At 68.6% G+C, this 15,523-nt stretch carries 18 protein-coding genes; 12 read left to right on the top strand and 6 right to left on the bottom strand.

From position 1 onward, the window contains the following. Nucleotides 1-129 precede the first annotated feature (129 nt). From lysW to argF, 7 genes are read left to right on the top strand one after another with little or no spacing between them, the layout of a single operon-like run. A complete protein-coding gene (gene lysW, locus P1K88_RS02205) occupies nt 130-294 on the top strand; it encodes a lysine biosynthesis protein LysW (RefSeq protein ID WP_276275789.1) in 165 nt (54 codons plus the stop codon). A gap of 49 nt (nt 295-343) precedes the next feature. Then, nucleotides 344-1,240 (top strand): lysine biosynthesis protein LysX, encoded by an 897-nt coding sequence (gene lysX / locus P1K88_RS02200; protein WP_276412192.1) that lies wholly within the window; start codon nt 344-346, stop codon nt 1,238-1,240. Then, nucleotides 1,237-2,274 (top strand): N-acetyl-gamma-glutamyl-phosphate reductase, encoded by a 1,038-nt coding sequence (gene argC, locus P1K88_RS02195; protein ID WP_276412190.1) that lies wholly within the window; start codon nt 1,237-1,239, stop codon nt 2,272-2,274. The genes lysX and argC overlap by 4 nt, the downstream gene beginning before the upstream one ends. A gap of 18 nt (nt 2,275-2,292) precedes the next feature. Continuing rightward, a complete protein-coding gene (locus tag P1K88_RS02190; protein WP_276412189.1) occupies nt 2,293-3,171 on the top strand; it encodes an acetylglutamate/acetylaminoadipate kinase in 879 nt (292 codons plus the stop codon). Then, complete coding sequence (locus tag P1K88_RS02185) at nt 3,168-4,295, top strand: aspartate aminotransferase family protein (RefSeq protein WP_276412187.1); 1,128 nt, start codon at nt 3,168-3,170, stop codon at nt 4,293-4,295. The genes P1K88_RS02190 and P1K88_RS02185 overlap by 4 nt, the downstream gene beginning before the upstream one ends. Beyond that, the gene (locus P1K88_RS02180) at nt 4,292-5,353 is read left to right on the top strand and encodes a [LysW]-lysine hydrolase (protein ID WP_276412186.1); all 1,062 of its coding nucleotides are present in this window, start codon (nt 4,292-4,294) and stop codon (nt 5,351-5,353) included. Before P1K88_RS02185 ends, P1K88_RS02180 begins: the two co-directional genes overlap by 4 nt. A gap of 5 nt (nt 5,354-5,358) precedes the next feature. Then, entirely contained in the window at nt 5,359-6,249 is an 891-nt protein-coding gene (gene argF / locus P1K88_RS02175; protein WP_276412185.1) for an ornithine carbamoyltransferase, read from the top strand. Nucleotides 6,250-6,551: 302 nt separating this feature from the next. On the opposite strand, the gene P1K88_RS02170 is transcribed toward argF, so the two are convergent. From P1K88_RS02170 to P1K88_RS02155, 4 genes are all read right to left on the bottom strand, one after another. After that, complete coding sequence (locus P1K88_RS02170) at nt 6,552-7,295, bottom strand: SDR family oxidoreductase (protein WP_276412184.1); 744 nt, start codon at nt 7,293-7,295, stop codon at nt 6,552-6,554. 70 nt (nt 7,296-7,365) lie between these two features. Continuing rightward, nucleotides 7,366-7,545: a DUF7317 family protein gene (locus tag P1K88_RS02165; RefSeq protein ID WP_276412183.1), complete on the bottom strand. Its 180-nt coding sequence runs from the start codon at nt 7,543-7,545 to the stop codon at nt 7,366-7,368. Nucleotides 7,546-7,699: 154 nt separating this feature from the next. After that, nucleotides 7,700-7,978, bottom strand: a complete 279-nt coding sequence (locus tag P1K88_RS02160) for a hypothetical protein (protein WP_276412181.1) — start codon at nt 7,976-7,978, stop codon at nt 7,700-7,702. Between the two features lie 262 nt (nt 7,979-8,240). Then, on the bottom strand, nt 8,241-10,301 hold the full coding sequence (locus tag P1K88_RS02155; protein WP_276412179.1) for a halocyanin domain-containing protein: 2,061 nt from the start codon (nt 10,299-10,301) through the stop codon (nt 8,241-8,243). Nucleotides 10,302-10,502: 201 nt separating this feature from the next. On the opposite strand from P1K88_RS02155, the gene P1K88_RS02150 reads away from it, so the two are divergent. From P1K88_RS02150 to P1K88_RS02135, 4 genes are all read left to right on the top strand, one after another. Continuing rightward, the gene (locus tag P1K88_RS02150; protein ID WP_276412178.1) at nt 10,503-10,733 is read left to right on the top strand and encodes a DUF8001 family protein; all 231 of its coding nucleotides are present in this window, start codon (nt 10,503-10,505) and stop codon (nt 10,731-10,733) included. A 73-nt stretch (nt 10,734-10,806) separates the two neighbouring features. After that, a complete protein-coding gene (locus P1K88_RS02145; RefSeq protein ID WP_276412176.1) occupies nt 10,807-11,187 on the top strand; it encodes a helix-turn-helix domain-containing protein in 381 nt (126 codons plus the stop codon). 54 nt (nt 11,188-11,241) lie between these two features. Further along, nucleotides 11,242-12,627 (top strand): threonine synthase, encoded by a 1,386-nt coding sequence (gene thrC / locus P1K88_RS02140; protein ID WP_276412175.1) that lies wholly within the window; start codon nt 11,242-11,244, stop codon nt 12,625-12,627. Between the two features lie 126 nt (nt 12,628-12,753). Next, nucleotides 12,754-13,419 carry a DUF4166 domain-containing protein gene (locus P1K88_RS02135; protein ID WP_276412174.1) on the top strand — a complete coding sequence of 222 codons (666 nt, stop codon included), beginning with the start codon at nt 12,754-12,756 and terminating at the stop codon, nt 13,417-13,419. A 68-nt stretch (nt 13,420-13,487) separates the two neighbouring features. On the opposite strand, the gene P1K88_RS02130 is transcribed toward P1K88_RS02135, so the two are convergent. Both P1K88_RS02130 and P1K88_RS02125 read right to left on the bottom strand, forming a co-directional pair. Next, the gene (locus P1K88_RS02130; protein WP_276412173.1) at nt 13,488-13,748 is read right to left on the bottom strand and encodes a zinc ribbon domain-containing protein; all 261 of its coding nucleotides are present in this window, start codon (nt 13,746-13,748) and stop codon (nt 13,488-13,490) included. A 36-nt stretch (nt 13,749-13,784) separates the two neighbouring features. Beyond that, nucleotides 13,785-14,201: a hypothetical protein gene (locus tag P1K88_RS02125; RefSeq protein ID WP_276412169.1), complete on the bottom strand. Its 417-nt coding sequence runs from the start codon at nt 14,199-14,201 to the stop codon at nt 13,785-13,787. A 140-nt stretch (nt 14,202-14,341) separates the two neighbouring features. Here P1K88_RS02125 and P1K88_RS02120 point away from each other — a divergent pair, with 140 nt between their 5' ends. After that, the gene (locus P1K88_RS02120) at nt 14,342-15,517 is read left to right on the top strand and encodes an aspartate kinase (RefSeq protein WP_276412167.1); all 1,176 of its coding nucleotides are present in this window, start codon (nt 14,342-14,344) and stop codon (nt 15,515-15,517) included. Nucleotides 15,518-15,523: the final 6 nt, after the last annotated feature.

Below are 15,523 nucleotides of genomic sequence, written 5' to 3'. Positions count from 1 at the left end.
ATTCTGATATACGAATCAGTCACGTGCTGCAATCGGCCGCGTCGCTCCGTTAGACGGTAGTACGTTTCACTATTGTTTTCTGATAAGTTCGAAGTCTTTAAGTGGGTCGCTACGTGAGAGTGAGGTACAATGGCAGACTGCATCGAGTGTGGGGCCGAAGTCTCCCTGCACGACGACCTGGAAGTCGGAGAGATCGTCGACTGCACCACCTGCGGGGCCGAACTCGAAGTCGTCGAGACGGACCCGGTCGAGCTCGACAGCGCCCCCGAGCTCGAAGAGGACTGGGGCGAGTGATGGCGGTGGCGGCACGGCGTGACGTGCCGGCCCACACCGAGGTGACAGCATGAAGGTCGGACTCCTCTACTCGCGCATCCGCAAGGACGAGAAGCTCCTGCTCTCGGAACTGCGCGACCGCGACCACGACGTGGTGAAGATCGACGTCCGCAAACAGCAGTTCAACATCAACGACCCGCCCGAGGCGTTCGCGGACCTCGACGTCGTCGTCGACCGCTGTCTGGCGACCTCGCGCAGCGTCTACGCGACGAAGTTCGCGCGAGCCTACGACGTGCCGGTCGTCAACGGGCCCGAGGTGGCCGAGACCTGCGCGGACAAGGTGAAAAACAGCCTCGCGCTGGTCGAGGCCGGCGTCCCCACGCCCGATACGGACGTGGCGTTCACGAAAGACGCCGCGCTGGAGTCCATCGAGAAGTTCGGCTACCCCTGTGTCCTCAAGCCCGTCGTCGGCTCCTGGGGTCGCCTGATGGCGAAGATCGACTCCCGCTCGGCCGCCGAGGCCATCTTAGAGCACAAGGAGACGCTCGGCCACTACGAGCACAAGATCTTCTACGTCCAGGAGTTCGTCGACAAGCCCGGCCGGGACATCCGCGTCCTGGCGACCGACGGCGAACCCGTCGCGGCGATGGTCCGCTCGTCGGACCACTGGCTCACCAACGCCGCGAAGGGCGCGGAGACCGACACCTTCGACCTGGACGACCGCGCGCTCGAACTGGTCGAGCAGGCGTCCGAGGCGGTCGGGGGCGGCCTGCTGGGCATCGACCTGATGGAGGTCGGGTACGACGAGGAGACGGGCGAGTTCGAGGACTACACCGTCCACGAGGTCAACCACACCGTCGAGTTCAAGGCGCTGAACGAGGTGGCCGACGTCGACGTACCCGCCACCGTCGTCGACTGGCTCGAATCGACGGTCGAAAGCCAGCGCGATACGGAGGTGTCGGCATGACGTATTCCGCGAGCGTCGTCGGCGGCTCCGGGTTCACCGGCGGCGAACTCCTCCGCCTGCTCGACGGTCACCCCGAGTTCGAACTCGCACAGGCCACGAGCCGGTCGAAGGAGAACAAGACCATCGGCCACCAGCACCCGAACCTGCGCCACTCGGACCTGCGCTTCTCCTCGCCGGAGGACCTGGAATCGGTGGACGTCCTGTTCGCCGCGACGCCCCACGGCGTCTCGATGGAACAGATAGACGACTTCCAGGAGGCCGCCGGCACCGTCGTCGACCTCTCGGCGGACTTCCGCCTCTCCACCGAAGCACAGTACGACGAGTGGTACGACGGGCACACGCGCCCGGAACTGCTCGCGGAGAGCGAGTACGCCCTGCCCGAACTCAATCGCGAGAACCTCGAAGGGGCCGACCTCATCGCCTCCGGGGGCTGTAACGCCACGGCGACGATTCTCGGATTGCTCCCCCTCTTCGAACACGACGTCCTCTCGGGCGACGAGCAGGTCGTCGTCGACGTGAAGGTCGGCTCAAGCGAGGGCGGGGCCGGCGGCGGCGAGGCCTCCTCGCACCCCGAGCGCTCGGGCGTCGTCCGCCCCTACGCGCCGACGGGCCACCGCCACGAGGCCGAGATCCAGGAGTTCCTCGGTCTGGACGTCTCCTTTACCGTCCACGCGGTGGACATGGTCCGCGGCGCGAGCGCGACCTGTCACGTCTTCCCCGACGGCCCCGTCTCGAAGGGCGACCTCTGGGGCGCGTACCGGGGGGAGTACGAGGACGAACCGTTCGTCGAACTGGTCGCGGGCGGCGGTGGCGTCTATCGCTACCCCGAGCCCAAGGCCGTCGCCGGGACGAACAACGCCGAGGTCGGCTTCGAACTCGACCCCGGGAACAAGCGTATCGTCGTCTTCTCGGCCATCGACAACATGATGAAGGGGTCGGCCGGCCAGGCCGTCCACGCCGCGAACGTCGCGTTCGGCATCGAGGAGACCGCGGGTCTGGAGTTCCAGGGGCTCCACCCCGTCGGCGCACCGTGACCACTGGAGAGTGTTTTCATGACTGTAGTTATCAAGGTAGGCGGCGCTCGCGCGGTCGACCCCGCGGGGGCGCTTGCGGACGTCGCAACGCTGGTCGAAGCGGGCGAACAGGTCGTCGTGGTCCACGGCGGCTCGACGAAGGTCGACGAGACGCTCGAACGACTCGGCGTCGAACCGGAGTACGTCGAGACGCCCTCGGGCGTCGTCGGCCGGTTCACCGACGAGACGACGATGGAGGTCTTCGAGATGGCCTTTGGCCACCTCAACACGCAACTCGTCGCCGGCCTCCAGAGCCTCGACGTGGACGCCGTCGGGCTGAACGGCGTCGACGGCAAGTTGCTCTACGGCCCCCGCAAGTCCGCGGTCCGGGTCGTCGAGGACGGCACGAAGAAGATCCGCCGGGGTGACCACAGCGGGACCATCAAGCAGGTCAACGGCGACCTGCTGGAGACGCTCCTGTCCGACGGCTACACGCCGGTGGCTGCGCCACCGATGGCGGGTAGCGAGGCGCGAAGCGCCTCGGAAGATTCGAGCGGCGACGAGCCGCGAGAACAGATTATCCCGGTCAACACCGACGCCGACCGCTCGGCCGCCGCTATCGCCGGCGAACTCGACGCCACCCTGGTACTGTTGACCGACGTCGAGGGCGTCTACGGAGATCCCGACGACCCCGACACGCTCATCGAGTCCGTCGAGACGACCGACGACTGGGCCGCCCTCGAGGACGCCGCCGAGGGGTTCATGGGCCGGAAGATCATGGCCGCCGAGGAGGCGCTTTCGGGCGGCGCGCCCGAGGTGGTCGTGGCCGACGCCAACGCCGAGGAGCCGATTCTCTCGGCGCTTGACGGGAGCGGGACGCACGTCCACGCGAGCGCGATTCAGGAGGACACAGCATGACCGGATTCGTCTTCAACGAGAAACCCATCCAGATCGAGCGCGGCGACGGCGCGTACGTCGCCGACGACAGCGGCACCGAGTACCTCGATATGGGCGCATCTTACGCCTGCGTCCCGCTGGGCCACGGCCATCCCGCGGTCCAGGAGGCCGTCACCGAGCAGTTCGAGAAACTGACCTACGTCCAGGCGTCCTACCCCAACGCCGAGCGGACGGCGCTGTACGAACTGCTCGCGGACACCGCGCCGGACCCCATCGACAAGACGTGGCTCTGTAACTCCGGCACGGAGGCCAACGAGGCGGCGCTGAAGTTCGCCCGGTCGGCGACGGGCGACTCGAAGATCGTCGCCACCATGCAGGGCTTCCACGGCCGGACGATGGGCGCGCTGGCGACCACGTGGAAGACCAAGTACAAGAAGCCCTACGAGCCGCTCATCGGCGACGTGGAGTTCGTCCCCTACGACGATAGCGAGGCGCTGGACGAGGCCGTCGACGAGGACACCGCGGCGTTCATCGTCGAACCCGTCCAGGGCGAGGGCGGCATCAACCCCGCGTCGAAGGAATACCTCGAAGCGGCACGTGAGATAACCGAGGACGTCGGCGCGGCGCTCATCTTCGACGAGGTCCAGACCGGGATGGGTCGGACCGGCGCGCTCTGGAACTCCACGCGGGCCGCCGTCACGCCGGACATGATCACCTCGGCGAAGGGCCTGGGCAACGGCTTCCCAATCGGAGCGACGCTCTGCCGTGACTGGATCGCCGAGAACTACGGCTCCCACGCCTCGACGTTCTCCGGCGGGCCGGTCATCTCGGCCGCGGCGGGCGCGACCGTCTCGGCGCTCATCGAGGAGTCGGTGCCCGGCAACGCCGCCGTGATGGGCGAGTACCTCCAGACCGAACTCGAAGCGGCCATCGGCGACGAGGTGCGCGAGGTCCGCGGCGAGGGCCTGATGGTCGGCGTCGAGGTCGGCCGCGGCGCCAACACGGCGCTGAAGCAACTGGCCCTGAACCACCAGGTGCTCGCGCTACCGGCGGGCCGGACCGTCGTGCGCCTGCTGCCGCCGCTGACCATCGACGAGAGCCACGTCGACGAGGTCGTCGACGCGCTGACGGAGGTGCTGACATGAGCGAGGCCCAGACCCGCGAGGTCGACGGCGAGGCCCGCGAACTCCTCGAAGACGTCGTCCGCACTCCCTCCGTCTCGGGAGACGAGGGTGACGCGGCGGCGTACCTCGCCGAGTTCTTCGAGGCCCACGGCCGCGAGGTGTGGATCGACGAGGTCGGCAACGTCCGCGCCCCGGCCGACGACGGCGTCCTCCTGACCTCCCACGTCGACACCGTGCCGGGCGATATCCCGGTCCGCGTCGAGGACGGCGACGAGGGCGACGTGCTCTGGGGCCGTGGCTCCGTCGACGCGAAGGGACCGCTGTGTGCGATGGCCGTCGCGGCCGTTCGTACGGGCGCCTCCTTCGCCGGCGTCGTCATGGAGGAAGTCGACTCGACCGGGGGGCGGTACCTCGTCGAGGACCGCGAGTCGGCACCCGACGCCGTCATCAACGGCGAACCCTCGGGCTGGGAGGGCATCACGCTGGGCTACCGGGGCCTGCTCGGTGGCACCTACGTCGCCACCAGCGAGTCGGGTCACTCCTCGCGGCCGGAGAACAACGCCATCCAGGACGCCATCGACTGGTGGTCGGCCGTCGAGGCCGAGTTCGACCCCGACGAGTGGATGCCCGTCTTCGAGCGGGTGACCTGCAAGCCCGTCGACATCGACGGCGGTATCTCCGAGGACGGCCTCTCCGTCGAGACGACGATGGAGGTCCAGTTGCGGGTGCCACCGGAGTACACGACCGACGAGATCCGCGAGATCGCCGACGGCTACCTCGAGAACGGCACGGTCAACTGGAACGACCAGGTCGAACCCGTGATGCAGAGCCCCCGGACGCCGGTCGCGCGGGCCTTCCGGGCGACCATCCGCCAGCACGGCGGCGAACCGCACATGCTGCGCAAGACCGGCACCAGCGACATGAACGTCTACGCGAAGGCCTGGGACTGCCCGATGGTCACCTACGGCCCGGGCGACTCCGACCTGGACCACGCGCCCGACGAACACATCGAACTCGCGGAGTACGACCGCTCGGTCAGCGTTCTGACCGACGTCACCGAACGCCTCCTGGAGGACTGAAGACGATGCACCTACTCGACGTCGACGACCTCACGACCGACGAACTGCACGCCGTGCTGGACCGTGCCGCCGACATGAAGGCCGGCACCGGGCCGGCCACGCGCAACGACCTGCTCGACCAGCAGACGCTGGGGATGATATTCGAGAAGCCTTCGACCCGGACCCGCGTCTCCTTCGAGACGGGGATGACCCAGCTCGGCGGCCACGCGATCTTCCTGGGGCCCGACGACATCCATCTGGGTCACGGCGAACCGGTCAAGGACACCGCGCGGGCGCTTTCCCGTTACGTCGATTTCGTCATGGCGCGCGTCTACGACCACGCGGACGTCGAGGAACTGGCCGCGTACGCCGACGTGCCGGTCATCAACGCCCTGACCGACGACGCCCACCCTTGCCAGACGCTGGCCGACCTGCTGACCATCCGCGAGCAGTTCGGCGACTTCGACGTCGGCGTCGCCTGGGTCGGCGACGGGAACAACGTCTGCCAGTCGTTCGTGCTGGGCGCGGCCATGACCGGTATCGACCTCACCGTCGCCACGCCCGAGGGCTACGAGGTCGACGACGACGTCCTCGAGAGGGCCGCCGAACTCGGCGACGCTCCGGAGACGACTCACGACCCCCAGGCGGCCGTCGCGGGTGCCGACGTGGTCTACACCGACGTGTTCGTCAGCATGGGCCAGGAGGACCGCCGCGAGGAGAAGCTCGCGGCGTTCGACGGCTTCCAGGTGACGTCGGACCTGCTTGGCGACCGCAGACTGATGCACTGTCTCCCGGCCCACCGCGGCGAGGAGGTCACCGACGAGGTCGTCGAGGGCGACAACGCCATCGTGTGGGACCAGGCGGAGAACCGGTTGCACGCCCAGAAGGGGCTGCTGGTGTGGCTGGCAGAGCAATAGCGAGGGGCGCGAACGGAGTGAGCGGCTTTTTCCCCATGTTTTTGCGCGAATAGTGTCCGCAGCGAGCGAGGACACCCGACGCGGAAAAAGTGGGTGACGGACCAGGCGGAGAACCGGTTGCACGCCCAGAAGGGGCTGCTGGTGTGGCTGGCAGAACAAGCGTAGCGGGTAACCAGCATACGGCGAGCGCAGCGAGCCGTTTCTCCGGACCCTCACTTCGTTCGGGTCCGGCAGTTTCTCCCCACGTTTTTGCGAGGAGTGGTCGTGAGCGGAGCGAACGACCCGACGAAGTAAAACGTGGTCTAGAAGTGCGCGAACTTGTCCCGGCGGTAGACGTCCAGTTCGTTGACCATCGTCGGCGGCGACTGGGCGAGCGCGAAGGCGACGGCGTCGGCCACCTCCTCCGGTTCGGTCACCTCGCCGGGTTCGAACCGTTCCTCGAAGGCCTCGCCGTCCTCGCTGCCGAACTCCGAGCGGACCTCCGCGGGGTTGACGACGGTGACGCCCACGTCCTCGTCGCCGACCTGGGCGGCCAGACTCATCGCGAACCCGCGGACCCACCACTTCGTGGCGGCGTAGACGGGGTTGGCCGGACGGGGGTACTGGCCGGCGAAGCTCCCGATGAAGACCATGTTCCCGGCCGCCTCGCCGAGGTACGGCAGGGCCTCGCGGGCGGTGTAGAACGCGCCGTCGACGTTGACGTCCATCATCGTCCGGTAGTCGTCGTCGGTCATCGTCTCGACCTCGTCCCCGCGCCCGAGGCCGGCGTTGGCGACGACGCCGTCGAGCGACCCGAGCGTCTCGACGGTCGACTCGACGGCCGCCGTCATCGCCGCCGGGTCGCTCACGTCCGCCGGGACGACGTGGGCCCTGACGTCGTGGGCGTCGGCCACCTCGTCGGCAAGGTCCTCGAGGCGCCCCTCGCGGCGGGCGAGCAACGCCACGTCGCCCCCGTCGGCGGCGACCCGGCGGGCCGTCGCCGCGCCGATGCCCGAACTCGCGCCCGTAATCAGTACGGCCTGTCCTGCAAGCGGTGTCGCTCCCATACTCTCACCCCCGGTCGACCGGGCAATAGAACTTGCGCCGATTGCTAGCCCACCCCGTATCGCAGTGGGGCTACTTCGCCGTCTGCGCGCTCGCCCGGTTCCGTCCGGTCTCGCGGACCGGAATCCCACGTGCCTGGAGGGCCGTCTCGAACCTCGACACCGTGACGCCGCCGTGCGTCGCGGCCTGCTCGAGCGTGAGTGTCTGGCTCTCGTACAGCGTCAGCGCGGCCGTGAACGATTTGAGTGACATCTCCGACGTTCCAATCCCCTCGGCACAGGATATTAAGTTTTACTGGGTATTATACTAGCATGTTACGATGTAAATGTAGAAAAAATAGAAGTTTGTTCGGAATATGGGAGTAAATACGACGAAAAAATTCGGCCCTTGATCTCGTGGCCAGTGCTCACTCCCCACGCAACGCGTCCGTGATAGCCTCGAGTTGGGCCTTCCGGAAGGCCCCGTCGGCCTTCGCGGGGTCGTCGGTCTCGAGTTCGCCGACCCTCCAGAGGATGCCGGCCCGCATCCGGGGTTTGGACGGGAGGCGATCGGTGTCGATCTCGTAACCGACGGCCTCGCAGACGGCCGCCAGCGTCTCCTTGGTGAACCCGGAGGATACCTCCCGCTCGAAGCGCCCCACGGACGTTCGAATCTCGTTTCGCAGCTCGTGGACGGTCCTGGCCATAGCCGGACTGCCGTCGCGGTCCGTTGTGGGGTTTGTGGTTCGACTCCCGGGTGACGGCAGGCACCGTCATCCGTCCCGCCGGCGTCACCTCCGTCGGCGACCCCGCGACGGCCGCCGCGCCGCTCGGTCCGGACCACCGCCCGTTCCGTGCGGGACTGCGGACGATCGTCGAGCACGAACTCGCACAGCGTGGCGACTGTGGTTCCACCCGAAACGTTACCCTTTCCGATACGTTTGCCAACTGTTCACAGGGGAACGGGCGTCAGCGCGGCGGTTCGTCGCTGGTGCCGGGGACCCCGCGACCCTGGTAGAACTCGCCGCCCCAGTTCCCGACCCAGATGTCCTGGTTGGCCAGATAGAGCGCGTCGGCGGTGTAAAACCGGTCGTCGGTCACCGACCACTCGCCGGCACCGATGTCGTACTCGACTTCGCCGTTGTAGACGGCGGCCTGCCCGAACTCGCCGCCGGCCTCCGGGGGCAGGGGCGGCTCGTCGGGGTTGGACTGGCTCACCGACGGCGGGCGCTGGGCGCGCTGGAGCCGGCCGCGGTTGAACGTCGCGTCGAAGAACTCGGCGAACAGCGGGCGCACCTCGGTGTTCCCGAGGACGGCGTCGGCCGCATTGAGCCCGCCGGTGATGTCGCCCGCGTCGCGGGCCGTGATGGTGTACGTCGAGTCACCGCTCCCGGAGGCGAACGTGCCGGCGTCGGCGTGCCACAGCTCGTCGACCAGGTAGCCGACGACGTCGCTGGCGGTGTCCTCGTAGTCCACGCCGTCGAGCTGTGAGGCCCACAGCAGCCCCTGGGCGACGGTGCCCTGCGTGGCGGCCTGGTTGGCGGCGCCGTTCGTGACCTTACCGTTGCCGGCGAGGTTCGTCTCGATGACCCCGGCGAGACCGTTCGCGTAGTCGGCGGCGGCCGACCGCGACTCGCCGCTCCCGGCCTGGGGGCCGTAGTACCCCACCGCGCCGAGCAACAGCCCGACCGAGCGGGTCGATTCCTGCTGGGCCACCGTTGCCGGGTCGAACAGGCCCATCGTCGTCTCGGCGACGCCGTCCGTTATCTCCTGGATGCCCACCGGCGGGTCGAAGACGGCGTCGGCGCCGGCCTCCCGCGGGAGCAGGGGGCGCGGGTTCTCGTACCCGAACCACCCGTTCTGGGCGAGGCTGGTCATGTCCGAGAGGAACCACAGCATCGCCGCGTGGTGGTGGGGCCGTCTCGTCCCGTCGACGATCTCCCCCGCGGCCGGCCGGTACTCCGAGAGGAACTCGAAGCTGTCGCCGTGGGTGAGCGCGCCGTTGCCCCGCGAACCACCGACCAGGACGGCCGCGTTGATGCCCACCTGTGCCAGCGTCGCCAGCAGTTGCGCGCGGAACTGTGGCTGTATCTCGTCGGGCAACAGGTCGAAGTGCGCCTGGAAGTTCTTCGCCCAGGTGACGCCCTTCAGGTGGGTCCACGCGAGCGAGGACGGGCTGACGATACCGGAGGACTGCTCGGGGTCCCACGCCAGCGTCTCGGCGTCGGGCCGCCCGGACTCGCCCCCGAAGTCCGGTCGCTGCGTGAAGTGGGGGTCGCCCTCGGTGAATGCCGCCAACGAGAGGTTCGGGTTCCGGATGGGCGGCCCTTCGTCGCCGGCGGTCTCGAGCATCGCCGGGAGCCGCTGATCTCTGAGCTGTGCCATCTGGTCGTTCAGGGGGAACGGGACGCCGTTCCCGCTCATCGCGATGTTCGTCGACATGTTGTACAGCGAGTACCAGTAGGCGTCGAACGTCGCCGCCGCGAAGTCGTAGGTGGCTGCCTGGCTACCGGACCCGCCCGACGGGTCGCCGGCGACCACCGCGCCGCGCATCCCCAGCGAGTCGTGGGGCGAGCAGAAGTACTTCGTCGTCCCGGGGCTCTCGAAGGTGCGTTCGAACGTCGTCCCCGACTCACCGACCGGGTCGCCGCTCCGGAACGAGTCGTCCTGGGCGACGACGTTGTGGGCGCCGCCCTCGCCCGTCCACTCCCAGGTGACGGTGGTCCCCGGATCGACGTGGACCGCCGGCGGGTCGAAGGCGAACGCGCCGCCGTTGCCCGACGTGCCGACCGAGACGGTGACCGAGGACTGCCCGGTCCGGTCGACCGTCCCGTCGAAGTTGCTCGTGTCGGCGAACCAGCCGCCGTAGTCGACGTCAGCCGCCGTCGCGGTGTCTGTCGCTCCCGTCGCGCCGTCGCGTGCCGTACCCGTGGGGGTGTTCTCGTCGCCGGCGCTCCCGGGCGCTTGACACCCCGCCAGGCCCGCGAGTGCACCGAACGTCCCCGCGAGTATCGTCCGTCTGTCGTACATCGTAGGTCTGGCTTCACCGCTCCGTTCAAAAGTGGTGCCCCGACAGGGTGGGCGGCGTACACCCACCGGAAGCGGTTACATACCGGGACGGCTCGCGACACATACCGGTGTGGCGGCGATGTGCCTGCCCGGTCAACGCACACAGCCGCGGCTGACAGGTCAGGGTGGGTACTATTAGCCTGGCGGCGGTAGAGACGCGCGATGGACCCGCTCGAAATCGAGGCCGGCGAAGCCGACGTCGAGGAGATACTCGACGTGCTCGAGGGCGGCCGCCGGGTCGTCGTCACGACGGAGTTCCTCGGTGGCTCCCACGAGGTCACGCTCCGGTACGACGACGTCTGGTACTGCGATACACCCACCCGGCTCCACAAACACGAGAGCCGCGACGAGATGCGGACCTGTCTCGAACGACAGGGCTACGCGCAGGCCTGATCCCGGAGGCCCCGACCAGGTGAGCTCCGGGTAACGACCCCGTTTATGCGGCACGCGGTGCTACTGTACCCACATGGCAGTCAACCCCTCACCGAACCGGTTCCGCGAACTCATGGTCGACGACGACCCCTCGCTCGACGAGGTGATGGCGTGTGTCTTCGGCATCCAGTCTCACGAGGTACGGACCTACCAGACGCTGCTGTCGAATCCGGGCAGCACCGTCGAGGAGCTCGCAAACGAGCTCGACCGGGACCGGTCGAACGTCAACCGGTCGCTGTCGACGCTCCGCGAGAAGTCCCTCGCGAAGCGCCGGCGGCGCCTGCTCGACGGCGGCGGCCACGTCTACCAGTACACCGCGACGCCGCTCGAGGAGGCCCGCGACCTGATGCACGAGACGCTAAACGAGTGGGCCGAGGCCGTCCACGAGCAGATCGACCGGTTCGACGCGGCCTGAACGGTCCGGCCGGCAACCGCCCGACTTTTTGTTCCCCGCGCCGTGGCACCGACAATGGCCGACCTGCAACTCACCGACGAGGTACCTCCGGAAGCCGACGACGGCGTCTGGCTCGCCTGCATCGAGTGTGGCGAGACTTTCGCCCCCTTCGACGACGTCATCTACACCTGCGAGTCCTGTGACGGACTGCTCGAGGCGCGCTACGCCGACCTGCCGACCTTCGAGGACTTCGAGGGCGAGGGCGACGGCGTCTGGCGTTACAGGGCGGCACTGCCCTTCGACGAGGGTGTCTCGCTGCCCGAGGGGAACACGCCGCTGCACCGCGTCCCCCGACTCGAGGACGAGACCGGCGTGAAGAGCCTCCGGGTCAAACACGAGGGGATGAACCCCACGGGGTCGTTCAAGGACCGCGGGATGACCGTCGGCGTCCGCGTCGCTCAGGAGGTCGGCGTCGACCGCCTGGCCTGCGCGTCGACCGGAAACACCTCCGCGGCACTCGCTGCCTACGGCAGCCGCGGCGGGATGGAGACGCTCGTGCTCCTGCCCGCCGGCAAGGTCGCTGCCGGGAAGATCGCCCAGGCCGCGCTCCACCAGGCCCGCATCCTCGAGGTCGACGGCAACTTCGACCAGTGTCTCGACCGCGTGCAGGACCTCGCCCAGCGCGGGGAAGCCTACCTCCTGAACTCGCTGAACCCCTTCCGCCTGGAGGGCCAGAAGACCATCGGCCTCGAGATCATGGAGGAACACTACGCCGACTACGGCGAGTACCCGGACCGCATCGTCCTCCCGGTGGGCAACGCCGGCAACACCGCGGCGCTGTACAAGTGCTTCCGCGAACTCGTCAAGTCCGGAGCCATCACCGAAGACCAGGTGCCGAAACTCACCGGCGCACAGGCCGAGGGCGCCGCGCCGATGGTCGAGGCCATCGAGGAGGGGTACGACGAGACCCGCCGCTGGGAGGACGTCGAGACGCGCGCGACGGCCATTCGCATCGGCAACCCGGTCAACGCCCCGAAGGCCCTGCCCGGAATCCGCGAGACCGGCGGCACCGCCGTCGCCGTCTCCGACGAGGAGATCACCGAGGCCCAGCGCGCCCTGGCCGGCGAGGGCGTGGGCGTCGAACCCGCCTCCGCCGCGTCCGTGGCCGCCCTCCGGAAACTCCGCGACCGGGGTGACGTCGAGGACGACGAATCGGTGGTCTGTCTCACGACCGGCCACCTGCTGAAAGACCCCGACGCGGCCGCCGAGGCGGGCAACGACCCCGAACCCGTGCCCAACGACACCGACGCCATCCTCGAACTCATCGACGAGGGGTCGTCGGTCGGGGAGACGGTCCGGCGACAGGCGTCGAAGGCCGCCGACTCGGCGTCGATTCCGGCCCTCATCGCCGGTGGGATCGGCCTCGCGTACCTCTACCGGAAACTCCGCAAGAAGAAGTAACGCCGGCGGGCGTCGACGGGGACTTTTTGTCATCTGGAGGAGAAGAGTCGCGCGTATGGACACCGCCCTCCGGAACCGAACGGACGCATCGCCGAGTGTCGAAACTGGTCGCCGCGAGTGGTGCCGATGACCGGCGTCTACGAACGGGCGCTGGGGTCGGCGGCCGCCGACCTCCACCCGAAGGTCCGTGAGCGCTACGACATCGGGCCCGACGACGGCGTGACGGTGGGCCGGGGCGAGATGGACATCCTCCGGGGCACCCACGTCCTCCCGGCGCTGTACGCGATGACGGCCCGGGACATGCTCTTCCCCGAGGCGGGCCACGACGTCCCGTTCACGGTGACGACGGCCGGCTACGACCTCGACGGCCACGAGGCCATGACGACGCGCCGGGAGTTCCACTTCGACCGGCGAACCCGACGCTTCGACACCGTGACCGTCTGGGACGAGGCAGGCGAGCGCCTGCTCGATTTCCTCGGACGCGGCGGGCCCGTCGCCACGGAACTGCACCCCCGCGTCGAGGACGGTGCGCTGGTGGTCGAGGCGGGCCGCCAGTGGGCCCACCTCGGGGACCGATACGTCGAACTGCCGGGGCCGCTCGAGGCCGACCTCGAGGTTCGGGACCGCTACGACGAGTCGGGCGAGCGGTACCACGTCCTCGCCACCGTCGAGAACCCGCTTGCCGGGCACGTCCTCAGTTACCGGGGGGCGTTCACCCAGCAACTGACCGACCGGGACGCGGCCGGCGACCTGCGCCCGCTCCGGCACCTCGAGACGCTCCCGCCGCGGTGAGCGCGCCGGCGGCACTCGGACGAAACACGCCCCCGTGCTTGCGTACCCGGGTGTCGCTTGCGACCCGCCTACTCGCTCGCCAGCGCCGCGCCACAGTGCCCGCAGCTGTCGCTGTCGACCGGGTTCGGGGCCCCGCACTGGCCGCAGTTGCACTGCCTGGGTCGCGTCTCGTCCTCGAAGAGGCCGCTGAAGTCCGCGAGGACAATCGTCGCGACGACGACGGCCGCCGCCAGCAACCAGCCGACGGGACCGAGAAAGAGCAGTCCGACGGCGACGAGGGCGACGAGGGCGACGAGCGTCCCGACGACGACGCGCTCTGTGTTACTCATGCCGGCTACACTCGCGGGGAGGGCGGTGGGCCCGGGTCACTGCCGGACGCGCTCTGACTCGAGTCGGTAGCGGACCGTCGGCCGCCCGTCGAACTGCGGGCCGGACCCGGTGTCGTCGAAGCCGACGGCCTCGACGGCCGACTCGACGTCGTCGGAACCGTCGGGGACGAGCAGTTCCACGGCCATCCCCTCGCGCCCGGCGAAGGCGATCGGCTCGTCGAGCAGTCGTTCGCAGACGTCGGCCGGGCCGGCGAGCTGTGTCACGTGGACGGTCCCCCGGCCGGCGTCGAAACTGATGAAGCCACGGACCTCGGGGTCATCGCCGTCCTCGCCGACCACTGTCGCCACGCGCACGGTCCGGTCGTGGATGAGGTTGCGCATCACGTCGGGTGGGCTGTCGGCGAGCTCGGCGAGACGCCCAGCGTCTGACTCGACGGCGTCACGAATCTCCATACCTGTCACTCAGGCTTCCATCCAAATAAACGGTGTGTCGGTCCCTACCACTCCGGAAACCACAGCAGATGAACACAGTTAACCGGAACGACGGCGAACGCGCTGCCAATGACTCACACTCACATCGTGCGGGTGATAGTATGCGGGTAGTCGCGAAGTTCGGCGGGACGAGTCTGGGGAGCGGCGACCGCATCAACCGGGCCGCCGACTCCATCGCGACGGCGGTCGAACAGGGCCACGAGGTGGCCGTCGTCGCCTCGGCGATGGGCAACACTACCGACGAGCTCCTCGAGGAGATCGAGTACGAGGCCGACGACGCCGACCGCGCCGAGATCGTCTCGATGGGCGAGCGCACCTCGGTCCGGATGCTCAAGGGGGCGCTCTCTGCCCGGGGGATCGACGCCGTCTTCCTCGAACCGGGCAGCGACGAGTGGCCCATCATCACCGACGAGTACGGCGAGGTCGACGTCGAGGAGACCAGGAAGCGTGCCCACGCGCTGGCCGGCCAACTGAAAGACGTCGTGCCCGTCATCACGGGCTTCCTGGCCCAGGACCACGAGGGCAACGTCACGACGCTGGGCCGCGGCGGCTCTGACACGTCGGCGGTCATGATGGGCAACTACATGGACGCCGACGAGGTCGTCATCGTCACCGACGTCGAGGGCGTCATGACCGGCGACCCCCGCGTCGTCGAGGGGGCCCGCAACGTCGGGAAGATCACCGTCGACGAACTCCGGTCGCTGTCGTTCCGCGGGGCCGAGGTCGTCGCCCCGTCGGCGCTCGCCTACAAGGACGCGGACCTCTCGGTGCGGGTCGCCCACTATCAGCACGGCGACCTGTTGACCGGCGGCACCTCCATCGAGGGCGAGTTCCAGAGCCTCATCGACCTCCAGGAGAACCCGGTGGCCTGTGTCACCGTCGCCGGGCGCGCGATCCGCAACAGTCCCGGCATCCTCGCCGAGCTCTCCTCTGCCATCGGCGACGCGGGAATCAACATCGAGGCCAACTCCTCGGGGATGGACTCGCTGACCTTCTACGTCGACGAGGACGACGCCCAGCAGGTCGAGGCACTGCTCCACGACCGCATCGTCGACGACGAGACGCTCTCTTCGGTGACCGTCGAGGACGACATCGCCGTTATCCGGGTCACCGCCGGCGACCCAAGCAAACCCAACCTGGCGCTGCGGGTCATCGAACCGGTCGCCGACGCACACGTCCACATCTACGACGTCCTCACCTCGGCGACGTCCGTCTCCGTGTTCATCCCGTGGGACGACCGCGAGCAGGCGCTCAGCCTGATTCAAGACGAGTTCTGACCCGCG

Origin of the sequence: Haloarcula halobia, from assembly GCF_029338255.1 — an archaeon.
GTDB classification, from domain to species: Archaea; Halobacteriota; Halobacteria; order Halobacteriales; family Haloarculaceae; genus Haloarcula; species Haloarcula halobia.
The sequence above is the reverse complement of the archived record's forward strand: the minus strand, read 5'-3'. Positions and strand labels throughout refer to the sequence as shown.

Excerpts from the sequence above, each read along its gene's own strand:
- P1K88_RS02135 (WP_276412174.1), top strand. The coding sequence starts at position 12,754 with ATGACCGGCGTCTACGAACGGGCGCTGGGGTCGGCGGCCGCCGACCTC.
- lysX (WP_276412192.1), top strand. The coding sequence starts at position 344 with ATGAAGGTCGGACTCCTCTACTCGCGCATCCGCAAGGACGAGAAGCTC.
- P1K88_RS02190 (WP_276412189.1), top strand. The coding sequence starts at position 2,293 with ATGACTGTAGTTATCAAGGTAGGCGGCGCTCGCGCGGTCGACCCCGCG.
- P1K88_RS02145 (WP_276412176.1), top strand. The coding sequence starts at position 10,807 with ATGGCAGTCAACCCCTCACCGAACCGGTTCCGCGAACTCATGGTCGAC.
- P1K88_RS02180 (WP_276412186.1), top strand. The coding sequence starts at position 4,292 with ATGAGCGAGGCCCAGACCCGCGAGGTCGACGGCGAGGCCCGCGAACTC.
- P1K88_RS02130 (WP_276412173.1), bottom strand. The coding sequence starts at position 13,748 with ATGAGTAACACAGAGCGCGTCGTCGTCGGGACGCTCGTCGCCCTCGTC.
- argC (WP_276412190.1), top strand. The coding sequence starts at position 1,237 with ATGACGTATTCCGCGAGCGTCGTCGGCGGCTCCGGGTTCACCGGCGGC.
- argF (WP_276412185.1), top strand. The coding sequence starts at position 5,359 with ATGCACCTACTCGACGTCGACGACCTCACGACCGACGAACTGCACGCC.
- P1K88_RS02165 (WP_276412183.1), bottom strand. The coding sequence starts at position 7,545 with ATGTCACTCAAATCGTTCACGGCCGCGCTGACGCTGTACGAGAGCCAG.
- P1K88_RS02160 (WP_276412181.1), bottom strand. The coding sequence starts at position 7,978 with ATGGCCAGGACCGTCCACGAGCTGCGAAACGAGATTCGAACGTCCGTG.
- P1K88_RS02125 (WP_276412169.1), bottom strand. The coding sequence starts at position 14,201 with ATGGAGATTCGTGACGCCGTCGAGTCAGACGCTGGGCGTCTCGCCGAG.
- P1K88_RS02185 (WP_276412187.1), top strand. The coding sequence starts at position 3,168 with ATGACCGGATTCGTCTTCAACGAGAAACCCATCCAGATCGAGCGCGGC.
- lysW (WP_276275789.1), top strand. The coding sequence starts at position 130 with ATGGCAGACTGCATCGAGTGTGGGGCCGAAGTCTCCCTGCACGACGAC.
- P1K88_RS02155 (WP_276412179.1), bottom strand. The coding sequence starts at position 10,301 with ATGTACGACAGACGGACGATACTCGCGGGGACGTTCGGTGCACTCGCG.
- P1K88_RS02150 (WP_276412178.1), top strand. The coding sequence starts at position 10,503 with ATGGACCCGCTCGAAATCGAGGCCGGCGAAGCCGACGTCGAGGAGATA.
- P1K88_RS02120 (WP_276412167.1), top strand. The coding sequence starts at position 14,342 with ATGCGGGTAGTCGCGAAGTTCGGCGGGACGAGTCTGGGGAGCGGCGAC.
- thrC (WP_276412175.1), top strand. The coding sequence starts at position 11,242 with ATGGCCGACCTGCAACTCACCGACGAGGTACCTCCGGAAGCCGACGAC.
- P1K88_RS02170 (WP_276412184.1), bottom strand. The coding sequence starts at position 7,295 with ATGGGAGCGACACCGCTTGCAGGACAGGCCGTACTGATTACGGGCGCG.